12 protein-coding genes are annotated in these 19,193 nt (G+C 30.7%); 2 read left to right on the top strand and 10 right to left on the bottom strand.

Annotated elements, in window-relative coordinates; genetic code table 11:
- Window positions 1-5: 5 nt before the first annotated feature.
- Window positions 6-7,475: an RHS repeat-associated core domain-containing protein gene (locus P8F83_RS05440; RefSeq protein WP_326513767.1), complete on the bottom strand. Its 7,470-nt coding sequence runs from the start codon at window positions 7,473-7,475 to the stop codon at window positions 6-8.
- 752 nt (window positions 7,476-8,227) lie between these two features.
- On the bottom strand, window positions 8,228-8,680 hold the full coding sequence (locus P8F83_RS05435) for a hypothetical protein (protein WP_326513766.1): 453 nt from the start codon (window positions 8,678-8,680) through the stop codon (window positions 8,228-8,230).
- A gap of 428 nt (window positions 8,681-9,108) precedes the next feature.
- On the opposite strand from P8F83_RS05435, the gene P8F83_RS05430 reads away from it, so the two are divergent.
- Together P8F83_RS05430 and P8F83_RS05425 are read left to right on the top strand one after the other, a co-directional pair.
- The gene (locus P8F83_RS05430) at window positions 9,109-9,570 is read left to right on the top strand and encodes a hypothetical protein (protein WP_326513765.1); all 462 of its coding nucleotides are present in this window, start codon (window positions 9,109-9,111) and stop codon (window positions 9,568-9,570) included.
- Between the two features lie 129 nt (window positions 9,571-9,699).
- Window positions 9,700-10,569 carry a polysaccharide deacetylase family protein gene (locus tag P8F83_RS05425; protein ID WP_326513764.1) on the top strand — a complete coding sequence of 290 codons (870 nt, stop codon included), beginning with the start codon at window positions 9,700-9,702 and terminating at the stop codon, window positions 10,567-10,569.
- A 148-nt stretch (window positions 10,570-10,717) separates the two neighbouring features.
- Here P8F83_RS05425 and P8F83_RS05420 read toward each other — a convergent pair whose 3' ends face one another.
- The 8 genes from P8F83_RS05420 to P8F83_RS05385 all read right to left on the bottom strand — a co-directional run bounded on the left by P8F83_RS05420 (window position 10,718) and on the right by P8F83_RS05385 (window position 19,183).
- Window positions 10,718-11,338: an NlpC/P60 family protein gene (locus P8F83_RS05420; RefSeq protein WP_326513763.1), complete on the bottom strand. Its 621-nt coding sequence runs from the start codon at window positions 11,336-11,338 to the stop codon at window positions 10,718-10,720.
- 191 nt (window positions 11,339-11,529) lie between these two features.
- Window positions 11,530-12,456 carry a GH25 family lysozyme gene (locus P8F83_RS05415; RefSeq protein WP_326513762.1) on the bottom strand — a complete coding sequence of 309 codons (927 nt, stop codon included), beginning with the start codon at window positions 12,454-12,456 and terminating at the stop codon, window positions 11,530-11,532.
- Between the two features lie 44 nt (window positions 12,457-12,500).
- On the bottom strand, window positions 12,501-12,833 hold the full coding sequence (locus tag P8F83_RS05410; protein WP_326513761.1) for a hypothetical protein: 333 nt from the start codon (window positions 12,831-12,833) through the stop codon (window positions 12,501-12,503).
- Window positions 12,834-12,849: 16 nt separating this feature from the next.
- A complete protein-coding gene (locus P8F83_RS05405; protein ID WP_181600500.1) occupies window positions 12,850-13,053 on the bottom strand; it encodes a BhlA/UviB family holin-like peptide in 204 nt (67 codons plus the stop codon).
- Between the two features lie 60 nt (window positions 13,054-13,113).
- Entirely contained in the window at window positions 13,114-13,365 is a 252-nt protein-coding gene (locus P8F83_RS05400) for a hypothetical protein (RefSeq protein WP_326514820.1), read from the bottom strand.
- A gap of 456 nt (window positions 13,366-13,821) precedes the next feature.
- Window positions 13,822-14,289, bottom strand: a complete 468-nt coding sequence (locus P8F83_RS05395) for a DUF6985 domain-containing protein (RefSeq protein ID WP_326513760.1) — start codon at window positions 14,287-14,289, stop codon at window positions 13,822-13,824.
- 149 nt (window positions 14,290-14,438) lie between these two features.
- On the bottom strand, window positions 14,439-14,639 hold the full coding sequence (locus P8F83_RS05390; RefSeq protein ID WP_326513759.1) for a hypothetical protein: 201 nt from the start codon (window positions 14,637-14,639) through the stop codon (window positions 14,439-14,441).
- Window positions 14,640-14,641: 2 nt separating this feature from the next.
- Entirely contained in the window at window positions 14,642-19,183 is a 4,542-nt protein-coding gene (locus tag P8F83_RS05385; protein WP_326513758.1) for a phage tail protein, read from the bottom strand.
- Window positions 19,184-19,193 lie beyond the last annotated feature (10 nt).

Below are 19,193 nucleotides of genomic sequence, written 5' to 3'. Positions count from 1 at the left end.
ATCACCTACTCTAAACCAAATTTTTTATAAATAACATCTTGTCCTCTACCTATTAAAGTCCCCCCTATGAAATCAATAGCTCCAGCTCCCACAATACCTCCTGCTAATGCCAAACCACCAGTTGCCATTCCTGTTGCGAGTAATGGGCCTGATAGAAGTGCCCCTACTGCAATTGATGCTCCTATTCCAGCGGCTTGCAAAGCTGTTTTACCCAGTTTTTGTTTAAAAGTTAACTTCGACGAAGAATCCCATGTATTTGCTATATCAATTGCCCCGGTTATCAACGTTACATATTTTGCTGCTCCTTTAGCAACTTTTTCAAATGGTTTTATTGTTTGAGATATACTTGTCTTAGGAAACATATGAATTGCTGAATATTTATCTGCATAACCAACTATTTTCTTTTCTATATTCTCTACATATCCCAAAGCAGTACCTAAAGTAGCTCCAGATAAATTACTTACGCTTACAGTTGGAACAACACTAACTGACCCTACATCTGATTGAATTGGAAGTCCTCTTGATATTGCAACCTCATCATCCCAGTTCGTAGCAATCATAGGTCTAAATCCATTTTCATCTTTTAACAACACTGGATTATTCTTGCAATACATAAATAAGTTATGTCCAAGTAATTCCCCTGTCTGTCCTATTAATCCATCAGCATTAATAAATCTTCCCCACTCAGGATTGTAGTATCTACTTTGTAAATAGTACATTCCAGTTTCGTTATCATATCTATACCCTCTATATCTATATGGATTTTTAACTCCAATACTGTCCTTTAAACTTCCCTCTATAGATATTAGTTTTCCCCATGAGTCATAGTTATAAGTTACTACTTGTGTACCTGTCTTATCTATCAAACCTATTATATCACCTTGTAGATTTCTTACATAGAAGTATTCTACTGAATTTAGGCTCATACTTACTAGTTTTCCACTTCCATCATAAGTGTAGTATATTTTATCTACATTGCTTCCATTAGCTACTTCTTCATATACTACTTTATTACCTTGTAAAGTGTATTTACTTACTACCCCATTTACATTTTTCTCTGTTCTTATCCCACTTCCATCATACTTATAGCTTATGGTTTTATTATTTCCTGCTATCTTTGTTAAAGTTCTTCCTCTTTCCCAAGTGTAAGAATATCCATCATAGATTAGTGGATTTCCTATGGCATCATAGGTTATATTTTTTCCGTTATAAGAAGTAAGTTTGTCCTTCCAATTAGTATCTCCATAACCATAAGCGATATTATTAGTTACTGTTCCTGGTGTCCCTGTGGTGTAATCATACTCTCTTTTTGAAGTTATGTTACCACCTGCATCGTAGTTATATAAAATTGTTTTTCCAAGAACTTGATTATCTTCTCTTATAAGCTCATTAAGTTCATTGTAATAATACTTTGTAGTTTTACTATCATCAAGCTTAGTATTGACAATTTCAATATAGTCAAGAGCTTGATTATACCACTTGGATAATGGATTTTTTTCTGTTGAAAGTTCAATTTTAACTTCGTGTACCCCTAGAGATAAATCTGTTTTAATAAACACAGTCTTCTGTAATATTTCATTATCAGAATATGTGTCTAAATCCTGAGTTACGCCATCTACTGTTATTTTTGCTATACCTCTATATGAATTAACAGGTTGAGCCCACTTAAATCCAGTTCCTATAAAACTAAAATCTATAGAATTTCCAGGAGTTTCTGAATAAATTACACTACCTCCACTATAGGATGAATTAGAATCTTTTATCCAATTTCCAGTAAATTTTATATTAGAATCACTTTCTTCATATTTACCTTGTATTAGTGGCTTAAGCGAAGTATTATTCAAAATTTCAACATAGTCAAAAGCTTGAACATAGAAATTAGCCAAAGGGTTCTTTTCTGTTGAAAGTTCAATTTTAACTTTATGTATACCTAAAGGTAAATCTACTTTACTTAATACAACTTTTTGTAAGATCTCGTTATTAGAATAAGTATCTAAATTCTGAGTTACTCCATCTACTGTTACTCTCGCTATTCCCCTATATGAGTTTACTGGTTGAGCCCACTTAAATCCAGTTCCTATAAAACTAAAATCTATAGAATTTCCTGGAGTTTCTGAGTAAAGTACATCTCCTCCACTATAGGATGAATTAGAATCTTTTATCCAATTTCCCGTAAATGTTATATTAGGATTATTTTCTTCATACCTACCCGCTGTAAGAGGATTATTATTCAATATTTCAATATAATCAAAAGCTTGAACGTATGATTTAGATGATGAATTTTTCTCTGTTGAGAGTTCAATTTTAACTTTATGTGTCCCTAAAGATAAATCTGTTTTACTAAATACAACCTTCTGTAATATTTCATTATTAGAATAAGTATCTAGATTCTGAGTTACTCCATCTATTGTTACCTTAGCTATCCCTCTATATGAATTTATTGGCTGAGCCCACCTAAAACCAGTTCCTATAAAACTAAAATCTATAGAGTTTCCAGGCGTCTGCGAATATAAAACCTTTCCTCCACTGTATGCAGAATTAGAATCACTTAACCAACTTCCATTAAATATTATGTGAGGACTACTTTCTTCATATCTTCCTGCACTTAATGGCTCAGAACTATTACTTTCATATATTGTGTCTATATTTCCATTACTATCGTAGGTATACTTTATAACTGACCCATTGTTATCTATAGTTCCTACTCTAGTTGAACCTGAACCATTAATTCCTGGTAAATATTCAGTTGAAGTTTTATAAACTACATCATTAGCTAGGTGTAAGTTTTTTTCTTTATTTCTAGCTATTTCATCATATGTATACTGAATAAAGTTACTACCATTATTAAAGATAAACTTTGTTATCTTATTATCTTTATCAAACTCAAAAGAAGTCTCTCTCTTCTGTCCATTTATAGAGTTTATTTGTTTACTTACATTATTATTAGCATCATATTCATTCTTATAGCTGTTACCTTTAGAATCAGTTAAATTAACCAATCTATCTGAAGAATCATAGTTATACTTATATGTTGTATTATTTACTTTATCTTCTAATATAGCTAAATTCCCACTAGCATCATAACTATAGTGTTCTATTTCTGATCCATTTACCCTTTTAGCAACAACTCTATCTAAATTATCATAATCAGTTTGAACTTTGGCTCCATTCCCATAGGTTGATTCTATAAGGTTTCCACCATTTGCTTCATAAGTATTAGTTATAAGTCTTTGACTTCCTACATTAACTCCTGTAGTTCTTCCTAAAGTATCATATATGAAGTTATAGGTAAATCCATTATGGCCTATTGTATCTATTCTATCATTTTTATAAGTGTAACTATTTGATATATCTACTCCGTCAACTTTTTTAGATACGTTTGATAGTGCATTATTAATATCATATTTATAGTTTGTTATATTTCCTTTGGCATCAGTAGTTGATGTTAAAGTTCCCTTTGTTTCATCATAATTATATCCTACTGTATTTCCTAATGAATCAGTTACAGAACTTACATAGTTTCCATTAGAAGTATACCTAGCACTTGATTCTATAAATAAAGAAGTTCCTGATATTTTGCTTTTTACAGCATTTCCATAACTATCATATTCAAAGTTATAAATAAGATTTTCTGCTGTTGTTGCTTTAGTTATATTTTTCTTTGAATCATACTCATACTTAAACTGATTTCCTTTTGGATCTGTAGTTTTAATTAAATCATTACTTCCATTATACTCAAACTTCGTTTTCTGCTTTGATAAATCAACAGATGAAGTGATATTCCCTTTTGAATCATACTGATAGGTATCTCCAAATTCCTCTTTATATACTTGTATACCATCAAATTGAGCCTCATTTGCATTATCAGAATAGACTAGGTAGATGTGTAACTCTGAATAATCATTCTTGGCTTTTGCTACTCCATTAATAAATTGCCAATTCTTCGAGTCTCTATTAAAATAAAATGTCTCCCACTGCTCTCCACTTGTCGTTACTAACATTGCTTGAATCGCAAATGCTCCATGAGAAACTGCTGCACCTCTAGCCCATCCTCCAACTACAAAAGAATCTCCAGCTTTTCCATTTACCTTTATTGTTTGATTTATACGAGTATCTTTTCCTTGGCGTCCAGTCAACTCAAATACATTTTCATCTAAATATGATGGGTGATCACTATCACTATTTAATAACCTAGTATCACTTGCTTCAGTACGAACAGTTCCTCCATGCATCTCATCTGACCAGTAATTTGGTATTTTAGCTCCACCTGATAAGTCTCCATTTTCAACCAAGTTATACTTGTTAGAAATAGCTCCTTCCTCTAATTGAAGTGCATCATAGTAAGCAACTCCTGATTCTTCCCATAATTCACATCTTAATATAACATTACTGTCTACTGAATCAGTAGGATACGTAAAAGTAGTTTCAAGTCTTGTCCAATCATTTGTTCCAGTTAAAAATTTTGATCTTACTGAATTATATACACCATTTTTATCCTTATAATTTATGTTTATACCTGCGCCTTTTGACTTTAATTGAGATATATTAGAAGTCTTTACATAAGCAGAAAAGGTATAAGTTTTTCCTTTTTGAAGCGACAATACTTGATCTATATATCTACTTCCAGTATTATCTCCTTTGCTTAACTTTAAGCTCCTACTTCCTATATATTTTTGCTCAGATGTAATTTCTGCACTACCTGTACCTCCACCACCTGCACCAAAATTAAAGTTTCTATCCTCTTCAGCACTACTATTCATAATTAAATTACTTACAGTCTTCTGTAGCTTTGACTCTAATGTCATCTTATTTACATTAGTCCCATCCCCATACTGATAGGCTTGTGCATATCCTGCTGCATCTCTAATACTTATAGTTTTACCAGAATTGTCAAACTGATAGTAATTTACCCTACCCTTATTATCAGTAAACTTTGTACTATTAAAGCTGTATTCATAGGACATTGATGCTCCTACTGTGCCGTCTGTATTACCTTCTGTAACCTTTTTAATTCTGTTAGGAGACTGGGTATAATACTCATAGTTCATTTTATAACCATCTATATTAGTCACTGAGGTTAAATTATTTTGTCCATCATAATCATATACAGACTGCTTTCCATCTGCATAAGTAATCCACTTCATTATATCTCCATAGTAATCAAATCTCACTTTTGTATTGTCTGGATAATATATTTCTTGAAGCTTACCATATATGCTATATTCAAGCTTAGTTACTCTTCCTGCTCCATCTACAACATATTTAAGTTTTCCATCATAATACTGAAGATCAAGTTTATTTGCATTTGAATCTGTTATCTCTTCTAAGTCTCCAATATTATTAAAAAGTAAAGCATTATTATCCTTATCCTTTATAGTGAAGCTTCCATTTGCATTCTTTACTAAAGTTAGCTCTCCACCATACTCTTCTTTCATTTCTGTTCCAGTATCTTCAAAGTATCTTCTAGTTCCATCCTCATCAGTATACTGATAATACTTTTTAGAACCAATCTGTTTATGAATTACTTTTTGACTTAAATTTAATCTCCAACCTGGTCCAAATCCTATATCATCGCCTCTATCATTACTGTTATATACATGTTTAATAACTGTTGGTAATCTATTTCCACTCATAGATACATCATCATGAACATGAATAACATTACCATTATAATCATTTATATTAGTAGTTCCTGCTCTACCCACTGATTGCGAATGGTATGTCCATTGTGGCTGTAATCCAGAGTTATTGATATAGCTAAAATATACTCTTGGGTAGCCTATTGAGTTAGAGGTATCTGAGGAATAATAGGTTGAATGTCCTGATCTTTCATCATTTTTCTTTACACATAAACCATAGTTATTTCCTGTTGTGTACCACTCTTTTGCTATATCTGTTATGTCCCAATATTGCCAGTTATCATTTGCATAGTTTTGATAATCTTTTATTGTCCAATCTATAGCTGGTTGGGTAGCCCATCTTAAGCCAACATTATTCCAATCATTTGTTACTTTATGTACATCAATCTGTCCATCAACCCCACTTTGAGATGGCTCTTTTAATAATGATAATTTTGCATCTATTATCATATCCCCCATACTAAGCTGAGGCAGATTTACAAACTTTATAAAAGTTCTAGTTGTTCCAATTTGAGGAGTATTTCCTACTCTTAAAAACATATTTGTAGATTTATCTTCTGTATCATTAGCTGCTACAAATGTATCTCTTATATCTGAGGATCTTACTGAAGATTCAAAAGATGGGTCTACTATAACTGGGTATTGTCTATCTTTTGAATTTATCCATTCTTTATCTAATTCTAATGTAAGAACATATCCTTTTCCTTTTTTATCAAAAGAAAGTTTTACTCTATCTGTTTGCTCACCCTTAGCGTCTACCATAAATGGAGCTTGCATTCTCATTATTTCTTTTCCAGTATCTTTATCTGAAAGAATAATCTGATTATCTTTTAGTTCTGGTTTTAAATTTTTCATATTGAAGTTAAATGAAAACTTTTTTATATCAGTTGGTTTATTAATTATAATACTTTCTTTAATACTATCTGAAATAAGCTTGTACTCTAAATTTATATTAGGTTTAACTTCTTCAAATACAACAGATGATGTTGTTTTTATTAATGTTGCTTTTTTACTATTTTCAAGCTCTGCTTTCTCTTTTTTACTTAACTTATTTTCTTGCTCCTTTGTAAGTCCTAAAAGCTTGTTTACATCTTCATCCGTAGTTTCTTTTTTATTTACCTTTACATTCTTATCACTCTTTATGTTCCAGGAAACTTCGTATTTATCCTTGTTTATAGAAACTAACTTATCTGCATTAATATTTTGCGCTATAGATATTTTAAAGTCATTACTTTTATTTTCTAAGACTTTATTGTTTTTACCTTTGTTTATTTCCTTATCTTTAGCTACTTTTTCAGTTGGTTTACTATCAGTTTTTATCTCTTTGTTTTCAACTAAAATTTCTTTTGAAGCATTTTCATTAGTCTCTATTGAATCTTCAGCTGATTCTTTAACTTCTTCTCCTGAAACTAAAGAACTATTCTTAGCAGTATCTTCTGTAGTTTTAGTAGTTTCTTCACTAGTAGATACATCACTAAAAATTGTAGCTTCTTTTAACATCTCATCTTTTGATTCAATTATCCCCTTAGTGTCATCTTTTTCTACTAGAGTATTATCAATATCTTTCCATTCTGAACCTTCCTTATAATGTACCGGATTATTGTACATCATTGCTACAAAGGTTCCATCATCCTTCATAAAGTGTTTGACATTTTCTTCTCTCTTCTCTGTTATTTCTCCTAATATAAGACCATCTGTTTCAGTACCTTGCTCAGAACTTGATCCCTCAATACTACTTGTACTTTTCTCTTCAGCAACTACATTATAACTTGGTATCATAGTCGCAAGAAATGTCATTAGTAACGTTAATGTCATTCCTTTGATAAATTTTTGCATTTTTCGTCCCCCATTTTGTCACATATTTGTCACACAATTATAGTATCATTGCTACGATATCAAACCAAACAGAAATAATAACAAAAATTACGACAACACTTTAGAGTAATTAATTGAGTTTTTAATATTAGATTAAAGTTATCTAAAAAAAGATTAAGAATTAATACTTGAATCTTTGATTTCGCATTAAAATTTATATATAATTTCTTTACTTATCTAATTTTCATTTCTACCTAACTAAAACAAATGCCTATTAGAAATAAAAATCTAATTAAATAATTAAAGCCACAACTGAGGAAACTAATCCTCAGTTGTGGCAATAATCTTTTAATCTGCATATATTATAGTAGTAGAATTTTTCTCAGTTAATTTTGCAGTGTTACTAGTTACCAAGAAGTCATTTTTGCTTAAAAAAATATTTTTTTGCTCCTGTATCTTAATTAATACAGGGGCTTTCTATTATATGCATAAAATATCACTTTATTTCCTTTTCCAATATTGTTTTTGCATTTGTTTATAAACATGTATATGTAGAAATAAATATATTCAAGGTATCTTCATATCTAATGTTGTAGTATGTAAGCATAATATTTATATATTTTATGTTTGTGGTGGCTACATAGTTATTTTACAACATCTCAGGCAACTCTCTTCTCTCCTGATTAAACTCTTCATCTGATACTATTCCCATATCTTTAAGCTCTTAAAGATCTTTTATTCGTTTTGGAATATTTACAATTACCTGTTCTAAATTATATTTCACTAGAACTTTCGCTGTCAATCAGGAACATAACAGCTTTTCCTGCAGCTTTAACAATTTGCTTTTTATATGATAATTCAACCTCAAGAACTCTAGTGTTTGAAAATATTTCCATCACCCTTGTTGCTAATTGAGATTTAAATGCTCTATATGTAACTATTTCTTCCTTGTCTATCTGTTCAAAACCTTCTCCTAATATACTACTTGCATGAAATATTCTATTTGTAGTTATAACAAATATTCCTTGCTTTTTATTTTCTAAATTTAATTGAATAGGTACAAAATTCTCATCTCGTTTTATTTCTGATATCCCTCCGTTACCTGGATATATAAATAAAACTTTTTCATCAGGTGTTAGGTACTCCTCAGCACATTTATAATTACTCTCAAATCCAAGAGTAGGTAATTTTAACTTTTCAATTAAATCCTCAATATCTTTTCTCATAACTCTCCCCCTTAAAATATGTATAAATAAAATATACCATATTGTGGTTAGTTTTTGTATAGAGCATGTTGAGATATTCCTTAATTGAATGAGGTGAGATTTTCTAAAGAGATAAGTTATATAATAACTTAATTTTAAAGAAAGAGAACCTATATTTATCTAATCTTACACACCTAATAGTGGTATTACAGTTGTTAATCCTCATCTGCGGCAATAATCTTCTAATCTTCCTATACTATATCGAATTTTTATATGGAATGTCTTTTTTAAGTTCCTGTGTCTTAATTGATGTAGGAGCTTTTATATTGTTTTTCTCCAAGCATTCCACCTAATAGTAAATCTTATAAATAATATTTACTGTTTTTTATTTCACATATGCTTATTAGTTTCATATATAAATAATATGATTTATTTTATTGGAGGATAACATGGACAATAAAAAGTCCTTAAATCAAAAAACAAAAGAAAATTTTAACTTTGTAGAACCTCCGGCATTCTCTGGAAGTATGCATGAAACAGACTCACCTTATGAAACATCTCAAGCAAAGGAAATTTCACAAATTTTTGAGCCACCAACTGTTCCTGGAAGCATGCATGAAACAGGATATCCGGAAGATTATGATGAAATGATGGGTAATTTTTTATTTATTAATCCAAACTACAAAAATATTCCAATGCAACAACCTATCAACCCTGAAATGATGTCTTATACTAATAGACCTTATAATCCTGGCTTCCCAAGACCTTATTATAATCAGTATGGACCCCAACTTTATGCACTATGGATACTATCATCCTTATTATCCATACTACAACTACCCTGCATATGGATTCAATCCACTTCCTTGGTTCTTGCTTGGATCAATTATAAGGTAGTATTAAAAAGGTAGCTATAAACTACCTTTTTTCAATTTAATTCTAATTATGGATATCAAATTAAGAATACATATAAAAATTTTATTAATAATATTATAGATGTACTATTTAAATAGTTGTGAATTTTAAGGAGATGTTTTGGGTTGAATTTAAACTATACTGTAAAAAAACTTATAATAAAGATTTTATTTTTTTCGTTTATATCTTGCTATACTTTCAACACAATCATATATACAAGTAAAGTAAATCTATCAAATTTTTTAAATCCACAAATAAATTTATACTCAATAAATAAATTCAATACCGAATTGTCTAGTAAATCAAAACCTAGTATTGATTTAAATAATATTGATGCTGATAATGTTCAAAACTATTTGGCTAAAAGAGAAAGTTTCAACACTGGAGAAAAAATAGCCTTTTTAACTTTTGATGACGGTCCCTCTACAACAATAACACCTAAAATATTGAAGATTTTAGATGACTATAATATAAAAGCAACTTTTTTTGTTTGTGGAAATAGAATAGATTATCCTGAAGAAGCTAAAGAAGTTCTTTTATCTGAATATAATAATGGACATTCCATTGGAAATCATACTTATAACCATAATTTTAAAAAGCTATATCCCAACAGATATATTAATACCAAATACTTCATAGAAGAACTTTCTAAAAATGACGATTGTCTTAAAGAAACTTTAGGTGAAAATTTTAATACACGAATAGTAAGATTTCCTGGTGGACATAACACTTGGAAAGGTTCAACAAAAGTTGATAAAATCTTAAATGAGAAGGGTTATAAATACATAGATTGGAATATATCAATTGATGATTCCATTGGAGGTACTAAAACAAAAACTCAACTCTTTAATACTTATAAAAAAGAATTTAAAAATCAAGAAAAGATAATAATATTAATGCATGATACATATGGAAAAGAAAGCACTGTTAAGGTTTTGCCTGAGATAATTAAAGACTTACAGAATAAAGGATATGAATTTAAAACACTAAAATGATTTTATTTTAAAAACATACTATTTAATTAAAAGTGAATAAAAAAATAAAATCTTAGAATGTTTTACCATCCTAAGATTTTTACTTTTAAGCATGACATAATAGCATAAAGGTTCAATTATATCAAATATGAATAATTTTAATACGGTTCTAGTCTTTCATAGATTTTGATATTAATACTAGATCATATATATCAATAGTATTATCATTATTCAAATCATAGATTTGATTCCAATCAGTATTAGTATTTGAATAACCATATTTTTCAGATAACATAGCTATATCCATAATATCAACATAACCATCTTTATTAAAATCAAATTTTTCATTATAATCCTTATTCAATATTACCCTTCTTGCTGCATAAAATGACCAAATCTTTGATACCTTTACGACGTCTCCTGTTTGCGGAGCATGAATCATTTGCCCATCCCCTACATATATGCCTACATGGCCAGCACTAGTAAATACAAGATCTCCAGGAGCTAATTCAGATTCTGTTACTTCTATACCATTATCTAATTGGCCATACACAGTTCTAGCTATAAGAATTCCAGATTGTTTATATACGTATTGAGTAAACCCAGAGGTATCAAAAACATCAGGACCAACTCCACCAAAAGCATATCTAGCTCCTAGTTTACTATAAGCTGTATTTACTATTGAGGATTGATCTATATTACTTGATGCATTAGATTTTACTAAAGGTAATAAAAGAATCGTTAGGATAATAGTTAAATTAACTATTAGTATTGTTTTTAAAATTTTCAATTTATATTCACCCCTTTACCCATATTTAAATATACCATAAAGATACATATAGATAAATAAGTTACAGTAGTAACTTAGAATTTTATTTTTATGATTATTTATTTTGAATATAGTAATAAGTGTGCAAAAAACAGCTAAATATTTAATATATAGTAAATGATAACATAACTATATACTAAACATTGTAGCACTTAATATAAGCCCAATAACTTTCTCCAAGTATTTTGTCCAACTATTCCATCTTGAGAAAGTCCTCTTGATGCTTGGAATGCTATTACTGCAGCTCTAGTCTTATCTCCAAAGATTCCATCTATAGTTCCACAGTTAAAGCCTAGTGCATTTAATCTTTCTTGTAATAATCTAGTTATTTTCCCGCTAGCACCTAGTTTCAACATTGGGCATCCACCTAATGTTACCGGGCCAGGTGCATTATCAATTTTTTGATTAGAAAATCCTTGCATATTACATTCAGTTTGTAATCTAGCAACCCATCCATTGATATCTATTTCTTTTCTTAGCTGATCTATAGTAGTATGCTGACCACTTATATAAATTCCTTCTGTAAAGTTATTTAAGTCTACATTTCCATTGATTCCATGTACATTCCCACTAGAAGTATATTGATGTCCTACAACATTAGAAAAGCCTGTAGACATTGGAGAATTAACTCCATAATGTGCTATCCACGCTTTATATCCTTTAATCCTACTATCTAAATTATCTCTTCCAAAATAACCACCTGTATAGATCATGCAATCTATCCCTGAAAGCTCTTTAAATTTATTTAAGAACTCCAGACATCTATCAGTTATTTGTGTTGCACTTCTATTTTGATTATTAGTTTCTATATCTAAACAAGGTAATATTTCATATTGTTTATCCTTTATAGCTTTATAAAAAGCTTCTGCCTGTTCTGAAGGTGAAGTGCTTTCACTCATGAAGTGATAAAACCCTACTGGAAAACCTGCTATTTTAGCTTTTTGATAATGTGATTCTAGTAATTGATCTTTATAGGTTACTCCTTCAGTAGCTTTCATAATTACTACTTGAACAGAGTTTTTAAGTGCGTTAAAATCCACACTTGGTTGATGATTTGATATATCTATTCCTTTTATCATTTTTACATTCCTCCAATTTAAAAGGAGCCATAAGGCCCCATATATTACTTTGATATGCTTCTATTTATTTTCCCATCATCTAAATAATCTTTAGCCAGCACATATAGCTTTTTAACTATACCTCTTACAGTCTCCTCAGTTACAAAAGGTATTTTTAGTTTCTTTAATAAGACGTAGAGAGCTTCTACCACCCAATCCTCTTGTGCTTGTCCAGAGTTTAAAACTCCATCTTTAGCCTTACTTTTAGCTAATAGCATGAAAATATAAGCTTGAGATCTAACCCACTGTTTACCTTGAAATACTACAAAAGCAATAACACCTAGTACATATAAAACTACATATCTCCATTCCCAAATTAAAGTTAATAAATTTTCCATAATAAAATCTCTCCTTTTATTTTAAAATTATTTCTTTTATATCCTCTACATCTTCCTTGATATCTTCTATAGTTCCTATTGAGCTTGCAAGCTTGTCTATTGTTTCTTGATATTTAACCTCCCTTTCCTTTGAATCCTTTCTTGTGTCCATTAGTAGCCATACAAACAGAACACAGAATATTCCTTGCGTTATCACATATTTAACTATTTCGCTTTCCATTTCTTCACCTCTTAAATTATATTTTTTAATATAAAAAGAGAGCTGCTTTCACAACTCTCTCTACATCTTCCAAAGAAACCATTTGCACGTGTTAATTTCAAATTTTAATTCATACACCTTTTCTAAATTGTCTATAAGGCTTTGACATCTAAACACTAACATAGGATTCCCTGCGAGCATTTCTTTCTCTACTATCATTACCCTTTCAACATTAATTACATGTCTTTTATCTCTATTATTAATTCTAAATCTAATAGGACAGGGTTTACCACTTTCATTAAACCAGGCTATTACATCTACACATTTGGCCATTGCTTTCACTCAATATCAACTCCTCATATTACTTCAAGAAATTAATACCAATATAACAAACAAACGTTCTCGTGTAAATGCATAAATCTTGGAAATTAAAATATAAATGTATACATTCATTAAATACTGTTAATAATCAAAATAACATTCCCCCATAAAGAATGTTATTTCTATAAGGAAGGTTCATATGATTGCTAAACACTATCTTTAATTTAATAGTTTTTACCTTCCTTATAGAAAAGTTTTATAATTATCTCCTAATTGAATAGATATAAAAAAGAAGGTATATAGTAGCTTGAATACCTTCTTTTTTTGTTGTTTCTAGGATGTATAAAACTTTTTCTTTTGATAATAATAAAGATATTCTACTTTAATAAAATTCATTAAAAAGAAGATGCTTTGTACACAAGGAGCATCTTCTTTTTGTTATTTCTTTATTTAGTTACGACATCATAATCAGTCTAAATAAACACAATCAACAATATCACGGTCAACTTTAACAAATTTTTCGTCTACAAAAACAGCAGCCCAGCCATGTTCTTCATCCCATGGGCAATTAATTACCAGTATCACGCACACATCAACATTTTTTGATTCGTATTTGTTAATATCTGTTTCACTTTTTCCATATATACTGTCTTCCAAAGCATAAAGATTAACGGCTGTACCTGTGTGTTTTACAAGGTCTGCAGGTGACTTAATTTCCGGCCAACACTCTTTACTTTTCTCCTCGTCATCAGGTCCCCATTGTTCATACATATCATCGTAATAAAGCTTTATAAAGGCGTTTAACATCTGAGTCTCTAGTTCAGGCGTCCATATATCTATAAGTCTCTCACAAGCTTCCATGCCTTTTTCTATATCCTCACAACAATCTTCATCAATCTCAAAATCCTTAGGATCTAGTAGCCCATTGTTTAACATTTTATCTCCTCCCAAAATATAGACTTTCTTTACGCATACCTCCGCCGCCTTCAAGTTATAGATATTCTATAATTAAGGGAACTTCTCCTTCTTACTTCTGAAATTTAAATTCTCCTCTCGATATTCAATTAGTAAGAATTTCACCCTACTTAATGATTTAAATTCATATGTTCAGAAACTTTGTTTTCTAGTTCTTCTATAATAGCCTTTAGTTCTGGATCCACTGCAACAAAACTTCTTTTAGCATTAGATTTAACTATTGTTCCATTATCATCTACTTCACTATAGCTATAAGTTAATCTCTTACCTTCGGCTGTAGTTATTATAGCAACTCCTGTTAACATTAACATTCTTACACCTCCAATAACTCATCTGCTAAGTTCAAATATAGTTCTTCTTCTATATCTGAACTTAGTGCTCTAAAGTTCAATTCATCTTCTATATTAGCATTTAGCCCTACATATTTTTGTTCTAGTCTTGCATATTCAAACCCTTTTCGCTTTGCTTTAAGTTCCCAAGAAAATTCTGTTCCTTCTACTCCATACGCAATAAAATGGTTAGGGTATCTTTCTATCTTAGATATAGAGCCACAATAAACTTGTGTAAATACATGATATTCTATATTAGTATTCACACACTCCTGGAATATCTCGTCTATATATACAAAACACTCTCCATTAGAATCTATCTTTCCTGAACCTATATCTCCAAAGAAATATTCAGCAGTTTCATATGCATTTATTAATCTATTTCCATATGTCTTCGTTTCTTGAATACTATTTTTAGTACCACTTACATAAAGATTTTTTATCCATATTTCCTCCCCAGATTCTATAGATACCTTATATAAAGAAATTGTTCCTGCATTTCCTAATGCCCCATTGTCTAATCTGATAGCAGCTGCATAGTTTCCATTAATGTCTTCATAAGCTATATCTAAATACTTATTTCTCTTTGCTCCAAAGGTCATTCCTCGCGTACTAGTTTGTCCTACTAGTTTCCCTGCAAATATTGTTCCACATACTGAATTACTATCCCAATCATTAAAATCTATTGTTCTATTAGTAATTTTTATAGCTGCATTCCCTGTAGTTGTATCATAGTTAGTGAAATCTCCCCTTATTGAGAGATTACCACTAGTATCTCCTTTTAGCACTTCTACTCCTGCATTATTAAGTATGCTTATCGCTCCATTCCTTACTGTTAATCCTACATCATTAATAGTTACTGTAGTGTTTTTTAATTCACTTGGATGTTGGCTCCATGCTGTAACATTTTCTCCTTCCTCTAGCTTAGGGTAACTCATATATATTAGATATCCTCCACCCGAATTATATGAACCTTGATGTAGTAGACCACCTTGCGCACTATTAAAAGTACTTGGTGTTATAAAAGTATAAGAATGCCTAGCGTTATCAAAATTTAATGCTATTTCTATATTACTAATATTAATTCCATTAGAGTCCATAAATTCAAAGATAAATGAACCGCCCTTAACAACACTCTCTTTCCATACAGATAAAGAAAGTGTGTATTTTGTATTTGGTTTTAAAGGTATGTTATTTTGCCATAGACCGCCTGTCGTAGTACTAGGATTTTGTATATAAACTGTTCCAGCATTATTATAATTGGTTTGTCCCTGTGCTGAGAATGTTTGAGCATCACCCCAATACCACCACCCTTGAGGAGTTTTACTTCCGACTAAACCAGTGAAGTCTGTTCCTTTTAGTAAATTTGTACCTCCAATTTTGCCTACTGCAACTCTAACATTATTAGGATTCTGTTCTATTAGAGAGCCGAAATCTCCACCGCTAACTTTGGCTGATATTTGTGTAGCCGTTTGAATTTTATAAGTTTCAAAATCTGTTGTACTTACCTTCGAAGTTATTTGATTACTAAGTAATGATAGGCTAGCTACTGCACTATCTATTTGTGTTTGTGCTTCTTTTAATACTTCAAAACAATCTATTAGTACTGCTTGACTTGCAGCTTCGGATCTTTTTGTACCTTTTACTATAATTTCTATAGTATGCTGTCCATAAGAGAGTCCTAACTTTTCAAAGGCAACAAAGTTTGTTACTGTAGGAGCTGCTGAGTAAGTATCTATATTTGTAGCAACAATAGTACCATCTATTTTTATATCTGCATAACCCCTAGCCGTATTCTTTGATGTTATCCATCTAATGCCAACTCCTTCAAAAGTTAATTTGACAGAAGCATTTGCAGTGGCACTATAAGAATACGTTGTATTATAGTGCCCTGGATCATTTCCTCTTGTCCATGTTCCTGTATAAATTAAACTTGCATCTCTATCATCAACTTTTGTTACCAATCCAGCAATATTATAAATATCTGTTTTTTCAACCTTTAAAACTATCTGGTCTTTCATTGTACTTATAGAGCCCTCTGCTGTCCCTATTCTTGTCTCGTGTCCACTAATAGAAGTTTGCATACTTCCAACGGTTGTATTTATTCCGTTTATTGTTTGATTTATTGATGAATAGTTCTCACTTATCTTTGTATCTAAATCCTCTAAAGCTCTTGTCCATGTAGTCTTTTTATTTCCTTTTTCTATCATAAGTGACTTTATTGATATTGTTCCACCGGTTATATAGTCAGTTCTAAGGTTTATATACCACATAGAATTTGAAAGATGATCAGCTGTAATTACCATGCGGTACGATACATTTATTTCTCCAGTTCCAGCATTAAAATCTACTGGTATTAAATAAGAGTTAAACGCCCCATTACCCCATCCTGTTACATTACCTTGTCCTTGTACCCTTATTCCCCTTGATGCATTATTGTAAGTTAAATTGGAATACTTAAAGGTAAATGATACAGTTACGTTATCCCCCACATTTAAATCTCTAATTAAAACAGTATGAGGAAACTTTACATCATTTGTGGCTCCTGTAAACCCTGTAGCATCTATATAGACATCACTTGTTTTTTGTGCTAAATTCCTTCCTCCAATAACTACATTGTTTATAGCTGTAGTTATATCTGTTTGCCATATCTTAGTGCTTATCTGTCCTTGCAGTGTACCGATTGAAGTACCTTGAGAGCTAACTGTTTGCCCTGTCTCATATATGGCTGTTTTAAGGGAATTAAAAGCAATATCTAAAGTCTGGTTAACATCATCAAACTTTATTTTAGATGCCTTTAGGGTTGTAGTTGCTCCATTTATTTGACTTACTAGGCTTTCTTTCTCTATCTTATTGCCGCTTATATTAGCTGTGTCTGATACCATATCATCACGAATTATTTTAGACTTAATACCACTTGCTTTAAGTCCAGTTGCATCAAACATTAAGTTTCCTGTACTATCCCACACATACATGTTATAGTCATTAGATGCATCCTTACCTATTTGAACTCTTACTCGACTTGAATCCCTTATCTGTATAGTATTATCAGAAATAAGCATATTACCGCTATCAGAAACAATCTTAAACTTACTTGTAGATAAATCTCCAGCTAAAAGTTTTCCAACTTTTAAGTTTGCTATTTGGGCATCTCCTATAGCTTCATTTGCTATTATTGAACTTCCTGCAACTATCTGTCCAACATTAGCTAACTCAGTAAACACTTGTTTGGCTAATACAGTATTTATATTTCCTATATTAATTGTTGCTTGGTCTGCTTTTAATTTGACTGCTTCTAAATCCGTTATAGTTGCTTTACTAGATATAAGTATCTCAATATTCCCTCTGTAAGCTTCAAATTCTGTTGTTTTAATAGTGGTGGCTTCTAATGTTCCAATCCTAGCTTTTGCGGCTTCAAGTTCTCCCACACTTACTTTTTGTGCTACTAAATCTATAACTTCAAGCCTTAAAGGATTAAAGTCTACCTTAGAATTATCAATCATTCCATCACTTGTAGTTACTGAGTTTATAGTTTCAGTAGCTTCTAAGGTATCTACTTGAATATCCTCAAAGCTCAAAGTCCTGTTTGCTATCTCACATGAATTTCTTTCAGGTTCGTTTGGATATTCAATAATTTTAACTATCCTTTGTTTTTCTTTAACCTTCTTATCTTTAGATAAAAGTGTAATGGTATCTCCAAGATCATAGTCCAGGATATTTTTATATTTATCATTTAAATTAGCCAGGTCAAATATCTCTGCTGAGTATGCCCTTATAGGTTTGGATAACTCATTTAACTTTGCTGCAGCATCTTCTTTTAGATTTTCAACCACTGTATATCTATTATCTTCCCAGAACACAGTTATGACTTTATTTGAGTACTGATAATTCTCAACATACTCTTTGCCACTGTTTATATTGTTTATCTTCAGTCCATCTTTACCTATAGGTATTATCCTGGTGCAGAAGTCATAGGAGTTTGATTGTATATCTAGTTTCTTAAGATTTAATTTATCTGAAAAATATGATCCTTTATCTGTCCCCATAGACTTATAAATATAGATTTTCTTATTTCTAGCATCAAACTTAAAGTCACAAAGGTAAATCTTTTTAATTTCAAGAAGAACATCATAAACGCTGCAATTAGCTTTTCTTACAGTTCTTTTTTTACTTACATCACAACTTCCTATACTCCATCCAGTACTAACCAAAGCTAAGTTAACAGTATCAGCACATTGTTGTTCTAGTACCTCAAATTTATCTAATACCGTTCCCTTGAGATCTTCAACATTAACTTTTCCTATAAATTCTGTCCAATCATCTTTTATATTAATTTCTTTAATCACATATTCATTTTTCTTAGTTCTAATATAGGTTTCTTCTTTTATAGAATCATGCTTAGGATCTATCTGAGGATATGAAAAAAAGAGAACTTCATCACCTGAAAGATCTCTTTCCATCCTTAAATCCTTATAGTTTTTTAGTCCCGCTATTTTAGTTTTATTTAAGTCGTATAATACTAACATGTTATCCCTC

The organism is Clostridium intestinale (assembly GCF_035905475.1).
GTDB lineage: Bacteria > Bacillota > Clostridia > Clostridiales > Clostridiaceae > Clostridium_T > Clostridium_T intestinale.
Note: the sequence above shows the minus strand (reverse complement) of the source record. Positions and strands in the feature narration are given on the sequence as shown.

Coding starts and splice junctions, on each gene's coding strand:
- P8F83_RS05440 (WP_326513767.1), bottom strand. CDS start 7,475: ATGCAAAAATTTATCAAAGGAATGACATTAACGTTACTAATGACATTT.
- P8F83_RS05435 (WP_326513766.1), bottom strand. CDS start 8,680: ATGAGAAAAGATATTGAGGATTTAATTGAAAAGTTAAAATTACCTACT.
- P8F83_RS05430 (WP_326513765.1), top strand. CDS start 9,109: ATGGACAATAAAAAGTCCTTAAATCAAAAAACAAAAGAAAATTTTAAC.
- P8F83_RS05415 (WP_326513762.1), bottom strand. CDS start 12,456: ATGATAAAAGGAATAGATATATCAAATCATCAACCAAGTGTGGATTTT.
- P8F83_RS05410 (WP_326513761.1), bottom strand. CDS start 12,833: ATGGAAAATTTATTAACTTTAATTTGGGAATGGAGATATGTAGTTTTA.
- P8F83_RS05405 (WP_181600500.1), bottom strand. CDS start 13,053: ATGGAAAGCGAAATAGTTAAATATGTGATAACGCAAGGAATATTCTGT.
- P8F83_RS05400 (WP_326514820.1), bottom strand. CDS start 13,365: ATGGCCAAATGTGTAGATGTAATAGCCTGGTTTAATGAAAGTGGTAAA.
- P8F83_RS05395 (WP_326513760.1), bottom strand. CDS start 14,289: ATGTTAAACAATGGGCTACTAGATCCTAAGGATTTTGAGATTGATGAA.
- P8F83_RS05390 (WP_326513759.1), bottom strand. CDS start 14,639: ATGTTAATGTTAACAGGAGTTGCTATAATAACTACAGCCGAAGGTAAG.
- P8F83_RS05385 (WP_326513758.1), bottom strand. CDS start 19,183: ATGTTAGTATTATACGACTTAAATAAAACTAAAATAGCGGGACTAAAA.